The following is a 7900-nucleotide window of genomic DNA, read 5'->3' as shown; positions in this document are numbered from 1 at the left end:
GGGGGCGGGCGGGGGGGGGCGGGCCCCCCCCGCCCCCCCGCCCCCCCCCCCCGCGACCGCAGGCGTCGGCTGGTCGGCCGCCGCGTCCACTGTCGGCCGTCGAGTTGGCTGGTCGGCCGCTCCGACCGTCTCGCCGGTTCACGTTGGATTACGAAACGCCAGCAGTTCGGTCCCCCGAGTCCGGGTCCCGATCACGGAGCGAGTACCGGACTTCGATTTCGTCGTACCAGACGACCGGTCGTTTCGCTCGGCCCTCCGCTTCGAGTTCGACGACGCCGAGTTCGGCGAGTTCGTTGACGGCCGTCGAGACGTTCTTCACGTCACGCTCGACGAAGCGAGCGAGTTCGCGGACGCTCGCGGGTTCCCGATTGAGGGTCGTCCGGAGCAGTTCGAGATTTTTCGGATTCAGCACGCGGTCGAGCGCGTCTTCATCGGGGAGACTCAGGACGTGGCTCTCCTCGACGTCGTCGGATTCGAGCCGTTCGAGATCGTCGAGCGCGTCCTCGAAGAACGACTCGGCCGATTCGACGCGAATGGTCAGCGTCGTGGGTTCGGTGTCTGGTTCGGTCATGGTTTGGCGTGGGTACGCGGTGAGTATCTGAAACGTGGTCGGTCGTCGTCACCGGCTCAAATCGACGTGGACGGGTATTTCGTGGACGAACCGCCGGAGCAGTGCTTCGTATCCCGGAAAGTCGATTTCCTCCACGTGTTCGCCCTCGTGTCGTTCGTGAACGCCGTGGTGATTGTCGTATCGCAGGAACGGGTCGGCCTTCCCTTTCTCGCCGTAGTGGTAAGCGTACTTGATTCCCTTCGGGAACTTTTCGGATGTCGGCACCCGAAGCACACGGAGTTTGACGACTTCGTTACCGAAATCACGGCGTCGGTCGAAGACGACGACTGTCTCGTCGCGGTCGCTCGGAGCCATCGACAATCGTTGGCAGAATCGCCAACAATATAAATGTTGGTCCCTACGCCAACAACGTTTCCAAGAACGTATACCAGTTAGATCAGGTCGTCCAGTTCGTCGTTGTGGAACTGCTCGGCCGGGTCGACCTTGGGCTCCTCGGCCTTCTTGCTGGCCTCCTTCGCGCGCTCCATGAACTCCTCGATGCGCTCGGAGCGCTCGACGCCGCCGAGCAGGATGAGCGACGCCAGCCGACCGCTGTCGAGCGGGAAGTCCCCGCCGCGGACCTGCAGGCTGCCGGTCTCCTCTTCGACCCACTTGCGCGCCCGCTCGACGCCTTTTCGCGGAATCGACTCGGGCTTGCCCGCGACGACCAGCAGGCCGGAGTCGGCCTCGACGGCGTTCGGCAGGCTGAGATTGCTCAGCAGCGCGCGCCGGGTGACCGACGTGACGGTGTTGATGTTCTCCTCGGCGTCCTCGGCGGCCTTCGCGCTGGCGAACCCGAGCGTGGCGATGCCGCCAGACCGGAGCGTGTTGATGACCTCGCTGGAGTCGACGACGCTCTCGCCGACCCCCTCGACGGCCTCGCCCGACGCGAACAGTAGTCCCACGCGCTGGGCGATGTTCTCGTTGATCTTGTCGAACGCCTCGCCCACGCTCTCGCCGGAAGTGTGCCACGCGTCGTTGTCGATGAGCAGCGTGGCGTCCGCCTCGCGGACGAGCGTCATGAGCGACCGCCCGGCGTTGGCCTGGTACATCGCACCCTCGCCTCGACCGGGTAGGACACCGAGGCCGTAGACGGGGATCTGGTACACCCGGTTGAGTTCGCGCGCGAGCACGGGCGCACCCCCGGAGCCGGTGCCGCCGCCGAGTCCGGCGACGACGAAGATGGCCTCCGTCTCCGCGGCGATGCGACCGTCCAGCGCGTCCATCACCTGGGTCGCGTCGTTGTCCATCACCTCGGCACCGAGTTCGTTGTCACCACCGACGCCGTGGCCTTTCACTCTGTCCTGTCCGACGAGCACCGTGTCGAGATCGAGTTCCCGGAGATCTGCCTTCGCAGAGTTGACCGCGAGTGCTCCCTTCACCGCACCGAAGTCCATCCGTTGGTCGTACTGGGCCAGCCGCTGGGTGAGTTTCCCACCGGCTTGTCCGACGCCAATCAGGACGACTTTCATGCGCATTCCGTTGAATTGATGGCTATTCAACCTTCCGGCGTGGACACGAGACACCGCCCGTCGTGACGAATATCAGATATTTTCGAGCGCCGATCACGTTCGAGATACGCCCGGGAAACCCTCGTTCGGGCGTATATTTAAGTACGAGAGCGGGACGAAACCGGCCCATGCCCGACCACGACGCAATAGACGAGCGACTCCGCGCGGTCGAGCGGACGCTCACCGACGGAGAGCAGGACCTGACTCACGTCCGGGACGCTGCCGCACGCACCCGCGAAGTCGAATCGCTGGCCGACCGTCTCGACGAGGTGGAGAAGCGACTCGACGAACTCGACGCCGCCACGCAGGCGCTCCGGGGCTACGTCGGCAACGTCCGCGCGGTCAACGACGAGGTCGAGCGCCACGCGGACGCCGCACTGGCGAAGGCCGAACAGTTGGAAGCCGAGTTCGAACGAGACGACGCGATCTCGTCCGACGGCGGCGAACCGGTTCGACCTAACGAGGACCGCTCGTGCGGATGCGCGTCGCGTTCGAGCGGGCGCTCGACAGCGGCCGGGCGGAACGGCGAGCGGACTCTCGAATCCGAGACCGAATCCGGGACCGAAACCGAATCCGAGGCCGAAATCGGCAGCGAGGAGTCCGGCGTGCTCGCTCGACTCGCGGCGGCGCTGGCGGGGCTCGCGGCACCGCTGACGGGAGCGCGGTGATGCTCCGCGTCGTTCTCGGCCTCGCGCTCGCGGCGGCCATCGTCGCGGCGGTGATGCCCGCGTTGGACGAGGCGCGGACGACTCGCACCGACCGGCTCGTCGCGCGCGAACTCGACCGCGTGGAGTCGGCGGCCCGCGCACTCGTTCGTGAGGAGAGCCCCGGCGCTCGCCGGACAGTGGAGATCGCGGTTCCCGGCGAGTCGCCGACCACCGCGCCGGTGGCGTTCGTCTCGCTCGCCGGACTTCCCGCCGGAAGTGAGGGACGGGTGGACGTAGACAACGACGACCGCGACCTGCTCGCGTACCGGTTAGCCGGCGGCTCGGTGAACGTCAGGCGAGTCGCGGTCGACCTGCGTGTCGCTCTGGACGGCGCGGGCGGTGTTCCGGACGGCGAGACAATCGAGTCGGACGACCGGGCGCTCGTCCTCCCTGGCGGCGAGTCGTCCCTCGTGACGCTTCGACTCGTTCGGGCTGGCGGGCGACCGGTGGTGGTCGCGTCGGCGCGAAGCGCGTCGGTGCAGAACGAGTCGGCAGCTTCGGGACTCGGGAAGCCACCGCCTTTCATGGTGGGTTGGTGAGGCTGCGCGAAACACGGGAAGTGACAGCGGTAGCTCCTGCTGAAGGGGATACGTGGCTGTGAACCCCTTGAACGGTCGAGTCCGCAACTACTGCTTGAGTCTCGGGGAAGACCGCAACTGCATCCCAACCGCACAGCACCGCCACCCCACAGCACCGCGACCGCCACCCCACAGCACCGCCACCGTACGGCACCGCCACCGCAACCGCACAGCGAGAGCCTCTCGGACCTCCCCAGCCTCGGCGGCCGCAAAATCGCGGCCGCCTCCCTCGCGCGCTTTGCGCGGCGCATAAACGCGCCGCGCAGCACGCGCCGGTTGGGAAAACTCCCCAGCGCACGCTGGGAGAGAATTCGAATGTCTTCCACGCGACCGTGAACCACGTCTCGCCCTGACTTTTAAATCCGAAGGCGGGACGAAACCGGCCCATGCGAAGCCTGCTCGCCAGATTCGAGGACGACGACCCCGCGTGCGCCTGCGAACCGACCTTCGAGCGTGACCGACTCCTGCTCGACGCGAGCGACTGCCCCGGCGCGGGCGACCTCGCCGCCGAACCGGCCTGTCGCGCGACCGCGGTCGGAGCGCTCGCCGACCGCGAGGCCGACACCGTGGTGGCCCGGACCGACCACCTCGAACGCGCGTACGAGGACGAAACCGCGGCCCTGCTGGTCGCCGCAGGGCGGTTCGCCGAACGCGTGGCGTTCTACGACGAGTCGCTGGCCGAGCGCGCGGGCCGGGACCCGCTCGGCGCGGCCCGCGCGGGGCTCGGACGCGCGGGACCGCCGGGCGAGATCGTCGCCGAGACCGGACTCGCGGCGTGCGCCCGCCGCGCCGAGGGGTACGACGACGCGCTCCGAGCCTTCGTCGGTCCGAGAATAGCGAAGGCCCGGGTCGCCGCGCGCCCGCCGCCGGACGCCGCGCTGGCCGACACGCGAGACCTTCCGACCGGCGCGACCGTCCGCATCTACGAGGACGACCGCGCGCTCCGGACCTATCACCTCGAACCCGTCGAGCACGCGTTCGACGAGTCCGCGCTGGCGACGCTGGCCGACGCCTACGGCCTGCTCGCCGACGGAGCAGTAGACGGTACCGAAAGCGAGAGTGGACTCTCCGCCGGAGAGCGCGCGCCGGGGCGAGCAGTCCGGCAGGTCGCCGACTCCGACGACCCGGTGGCTGCACTCGCGGCCGTCCTGCGCAAGCACACCCGCGGGTACGGCGTGCTCGCGGACTGTTTCGCCGACTCCCGCGTGTCGGACGTGTTCGCCACCGCCCCGGTCGGCGAGAACCCGCTCCGGGTCACCGTCGACGGCGAGCGCATGCACACGAACGTTCGCTTGACGGCCTCGGGTGCGGAGACGCTCGCCTCTCGATTCCGCCGCGAGAGCGGTCGAGCGTTCTCTCGGGCGGCCCCAACGCTCGACGCCACGGCCGAAACTGGCACCGGAATCGGCGAGACTGGGGAGCACAGCACTGGCACCGTCCGGGTCGCGGGCGTCACCGACCCCGCGAGCGACGGGCCGGGGTTCGCTTTCCGCGCGCACGACGCCACGCCGTGGACCCTGCCCGCGCTCGTGGCCAACGGAACCCTCCCGGCGGACGCGGCGGCGCTCCTCTCTCTCGCGGCAGAACGCGCGGCGGCCGGACTCGTTGCCGGTCCCCGCGGTGCGGGCAAGACCACCCTGCTCGGCGCGCTCTGCTGGGAGCTCCCCGCGGCGACCCGGACCGTCGTCATCGAGGACACGCCCGAACTCCCGATCCGGTCGCTCCAACAGCGGGGCCGAGACGTGCAGCCGCTCCGGACCGCGACCGGCGACGGGCCGGGGCTCGAACCGCCGGACGCCCTCCGCACCGCGCTCCGACTCGGCGAGGGCGCGCTGGTCGTCGGTGAGGTCCGCGGCGAGGAGGCCGCAGTCCTCTACGAGGCGATGCGCGTCGGCGCGAGCGGCGACGCCGTGCTGGGGACCATCCACGGCGACGGCGGCGAGGGCGTCCGCGAGCGCGTGGTCTCGGACCTCGGCGTCCCCGCGTCGTCGTTCGCGACGACGGATCTCGTCGTCACGCTCGAAGCAGTGCCCAGCGAGTCAGGCGACAACTGCCAGACCGCCAAATCCGGTACTCGTCGCCGGGTGAAGACCGTCGAGGAGGTCGTGAGCGAGGACCGGTTCGAGACGCTGTTCGAGATCCGAGACGACGCACTGGAAGCGACCGGGCGAATCGACCGGGGGAACAGCGTTCTCGCGGCGTCGCTCGCGCGCTCGGACGAGTCGTACGCCGACGTGCGCGCGGCGCTGGCCGACAGAGGGGCCCTGCTCGCACAACTCGTCCGGGAGGACCGCACCGGTCCCGAGGACGTGGTGGCGGCCTACGCCGACCGGAGGGAGCCGTGATGGAGCTGTCGTCGATTCTGTCCGCACTGGCGCGACTCGCCCCGTTCTCGACCGAGGCCGACGACGATCTGGAGCGCGCGCTGGCCTACCTCGGCGTCGATTTCGAGATCGGTCGCGAGGTCGAGGCCGACCCCGAGGTCGAGGTCGATTCCGAGGCCGAAGCCGTCGTCCGCGCAGGAGACGGCGCGGCCGTGACGCTCGCGTCCGGCGGCCTCGGCGTGCTCGCGCTCGTCTCGGCCGCGTTGCCGGTTCCCGCTTCGTACTTCGCTGCGGGGTTCGCCGCCGTCATCGCGCTCGCTCTCGGCGTCGCCTTCCTCGCGCGCCGTGGGCCCGTCTGGCTGGCGACCGCGCGGCGGACCGCCGCGCTCGGGGCCGCGCCTGCGCTCGTCGCGCGAGCAGTGCTGCGGACTCGCGTCGAACCCGCGAGCGAGCGCGCGGCGGCGTTCGCGGCCAGTGGCGAGGGACCGCTGGCCGACAGCCTCGCCGCCCACGTCCGGCGAGCCGCCGGGACCCCGCGCTCGGGGCTCGCCGCCTTCGGCGCGGCGTGGTCCGACTGGAACCCGCCGCTCCGGCGGGCCGTCCTGCTCGTGGAGGCCGCCGCGGACGCCCCGGCAGGCGAGCGCGACAGGTCGCTCGACCGCGCGATGGACGCGATGCTCGACGGTACCCGCGACCGGATGGCGGCGTTCGCCGAGCGCGTCCGCGGGCCGACGACCGCGCTGTACGCCTTCGGCGTCCTCCTTCCACTCGCGCTCGTGGCGGTCCTCCCCGCCGCGAGCGTCGCGGGGGTCCCCGTTTCGGTACCCGTCCTGGTCGCAATCTACGATCTACTCCTGCCCGCCGTCCTGCTCGTCGCGGGCGCGTGGCTGCTGGTCCGCAGGCCCGCGGCGTTCCCGCCGCCCGCAGTCTCGCGGGCGCATCCTGCGGTTCCGAACCGGCGCTGGCCGGCGATCTTGGTCGCAGCAGTCGCGGGGTTGGTCGCTATTGGCGCGACCGTTCCGCTTCCGGCGTGGACGCGCTGGCCCGCAGTCGTCGGGAGTTCGGTCGGTGCGGCGCTCGTCTGGTGGTTCCGGCCGGTCAAGCGGGTCCGGGACGACGCACGCGCCGTGGAGGAAAATCTGGCCGACGCGCTGTATCTGGTCGGCAGGCGGGTGAGCGACGGCGCGGCGGTCGAGTCGGCCATCGCGGACGCCGCGCCGGAGGTCGCGGGTCGGACGGGCGACGCACTCGCGGAGGCTGCGGGCGTCCAGCGACGGCTCCGGGTCGGCGTCCGCGAGGCGTTCCTGGGCGAGCACGGCGCGCTCGCGGACGTGCCGAGTCCGCAGGCCCAGACCGTGGCGTCCCTGCTGGCGCTGGCCGCCCGCGAGGGGCGACCGGCCGGGCGAGCCATCGTCTCGATGGCCGACCACGTCGACGACCTCCAGCGCGTCGAGCGCGAGGCCCGCCGCGAACTCGCCAGCGTGACCGGCACCCTGCGGAACACGGCGGGAATCTTCGGCCCGCTCGTCGGCGGTGCCACGGTCGCGCTCGCGGACGGGATGGCCTCGGGGACGCTCGGCGATCCGCTCCCGACCGCCGCGCTCGGTCTCGCGGTCGGCGCGTACGTACTCGTGCTTGCGATCATCCTCGCGGCCATTGCGACCGGGCTGGAGCGCGGGTTCGACCGCGCGCTCGTGGGCTATCGGGTCGGGCTGGCGCTACTCGCCGCGGTCGGGTCGTTCCTCGCGGGGTTCGTCGGCGCGGGGCTGGCTGCGTGACGGTGGACTTTCGACTCGGCGCGCTAGCTTGACGTTCCACTCGGCGCGCTGGCTCGATATTCGACTCGGCGCGCTAGCTTTATTTTCCACCCGGCGCGTGCGGCGCGGCTGTATGCCGCGCTAAACCGCGCGAGGGACGAGTAGCGCAGGTCGGAGTGAAACGGAGGCCGAGGCTTGCGAGACGCCTGCGGCGTCTCGCTGATCTGCGAACGCAGTTCGCAGACAACGCAGGAGGCTGGGGAGGTCCGAGGCCCGCGGTCGCGGTGCGGGCCTGGCGGATGAAGGGCGAGCGAGGAGCGTAGCGACGAGCGAGGGCTTCAAGTCATGTGTCTCGGAGGTAGCTAGCTCGAACGAGTTTTCCGACAGAGCGAACGACAGCAGGAAGCTAGCTA

The 7900-nt window shown here is 70.5% G+C and carries 7 protein-coding genes; 4 read left to right on the top strand and 3 right to left on the bottom strand.

Going from position 1 to position 7900, the window contains the following annotated elements; translation table 11 throughout:
* Positions 1-148: 148 nt before the first annotated feature.
* The 3 genes from DPQ64_RS02790 to DPQ64_RS02780 form a co-directional block, all read right to left on the bottom strand.
* Entirely contained in the window at positions 149-571 is a 423-nt protein-coding gene (locus DPQ64_RS02790) for an HVO_A0114 family putative DNA-binding protein (RefSeq protein ID WP_115862829.1), read from the bottom strand.
* A 48-nt stretch (positions 572-619) separates the two neighbouring features.
* Complete coding sequence (locus DPQ64_RS02785) at positions 620-925, bottom strand: toxin-antitoxin system TumE family protein (protein WP_115862828.1); 306 nt, start codon at positions 923-925, stop codon at positions 620-622.
* 77 nt (positions 926-1002) lie between these two features.
* Positions 1003-2082: a tubulin/FtsZ family protein gene (locus DPQ64_RS02780; RefSeq protein WP_115862864.1), complete on the bottom strand. Its 1080-nt coding sequence runs from the start codon at positions 2080-2082 to the stop codon at positions 1003-1005.
* A 167-nt stretch (positions 2083-2249) separates the two neighbouring features.
* Here DPQ64_RS02780 and DPQ64_RS02775 point away from each other — a divergent pair, with 167 nt between their 5' ends.
* The 4 genes from DPQ64_RS02775 to DPQ64_RS02760 all read left to right on the top strand — a co-directional run bounded on the left by DPQ64_RS02775 (position 2250) and on the right by DPQ64_RS02760 (position 7508).
* Positions 2250-2789, top strand: a complete 540-nt coding sequence (locus DPQ64_RS02775) for a DUF7310 family coiled-coil domain-containing protein (protein ID WP_115862827.1) — start codon at positions 2250-2252, stop codon at positions 2787-2789.
* Positions 2789-3367: a DUF7311 family protein gene (locus DPQ64_RS02770; RefSeq protein WP_115862826.1), complete on the top strand. Its 579-nt coding sequence runs from the start codon at positions 2789-2791 to the stop codon at positions 3365-3367. Before DPQ64_RS02775 ends, DPQ64_RS02770 begins: the two co-directional genes overlap by 1 nt.
* A gap of 425 nt (positions 3368-3792) precedes the next feature.
* Entirely contained in the window at positions 3793-5751 is a 1959-nt protein-coding gene (locus DPQ64_RS02765) for an ATPase, T2SS/T4P/T4SS family (RefSeq protein ID WP_115862825.1), read from the top strand.
* Complete coding sequence (locus DPQ64_RS02760; RefSeq protein ID WP_115862824.1) at positions 5751-7508, top strand: type II secretion system protein; 1758 nt, start codon at positions 5751-5753, stop codon at positions 7506-7508. Before DPQ64_RS02765 ends, DPQ64_RS02760 begins: the two co-directional genes overlap by 1 nt.
* The last annotated feature ends 392 nt before the right edge of the window (positions 7509-7900 follow it).

The sequence above is a fragment of the Halorussus litoreus genome (assembly GCF_003382685.1).
In the GTDB taxonomy this organism is placed as follows: Archaea; Halobacteriota; Halobacteria; order Halobacteriales; family Haladaptataceae; genus Halorussus; species Halorussus litoreus.
This window is presented reverse-complemented; position numbering and strand designations above follow the sequence as displayed.

Bases quoted from the DNA above. Each gene is read 5' to 3' on its own strand.
- DPQ64_RS02790 (WP_115862829.1), bottom strand. From the start codon at position 571: ATGACCGAACCAGACACCGAACCCACGACGCTGACCATTCGCGTCGAA.
- DPQ64_RS02785 (WP_115862828.1), bottom strand. From the start codon at position 925: ATGGCTCCGAGCGACCGCGACGAGACAGTCGTCGTCTTCGACCGACGC.
- DPQ64_RS02780 (WP_115862864.1), bottom strand. From the start codon at position 2,082: ATGAAAGTCGTCCTGATTGGCGTCGGACAAGCCGGTGGGAAACTCACC.
- DPQ64_RS02775 (WP_115862827.1), top strand. From the start codon at position 2,250: ATGCCCGACCACGACGCAATAGACGAGCGACTCCGCGCGGTCGAGCGG.
- DPQ64_RS02770 (WP_115862826.1), top strand. From the start codon at position 2,789: ATGCTCCGCGTCGTTCTCGGCCTCGCGCTCGCGGCGGCCATCGTCGCG.
- DPQ64_RS02765 (WP_115862825.1), top strand. From the start codon at position 3,793: ATGCGAAGCCTGCTCGCCAGATTCGAGGACGACGACCCCGCGTGCGCC.
- DPQ64_RS02760 (WP_115862824.1), top strand. From the start codon at position 5,751: ATGGAGCTGTCGTCGATTCTGTCCGCACTGGCGCGACTCGCCCCGTTC.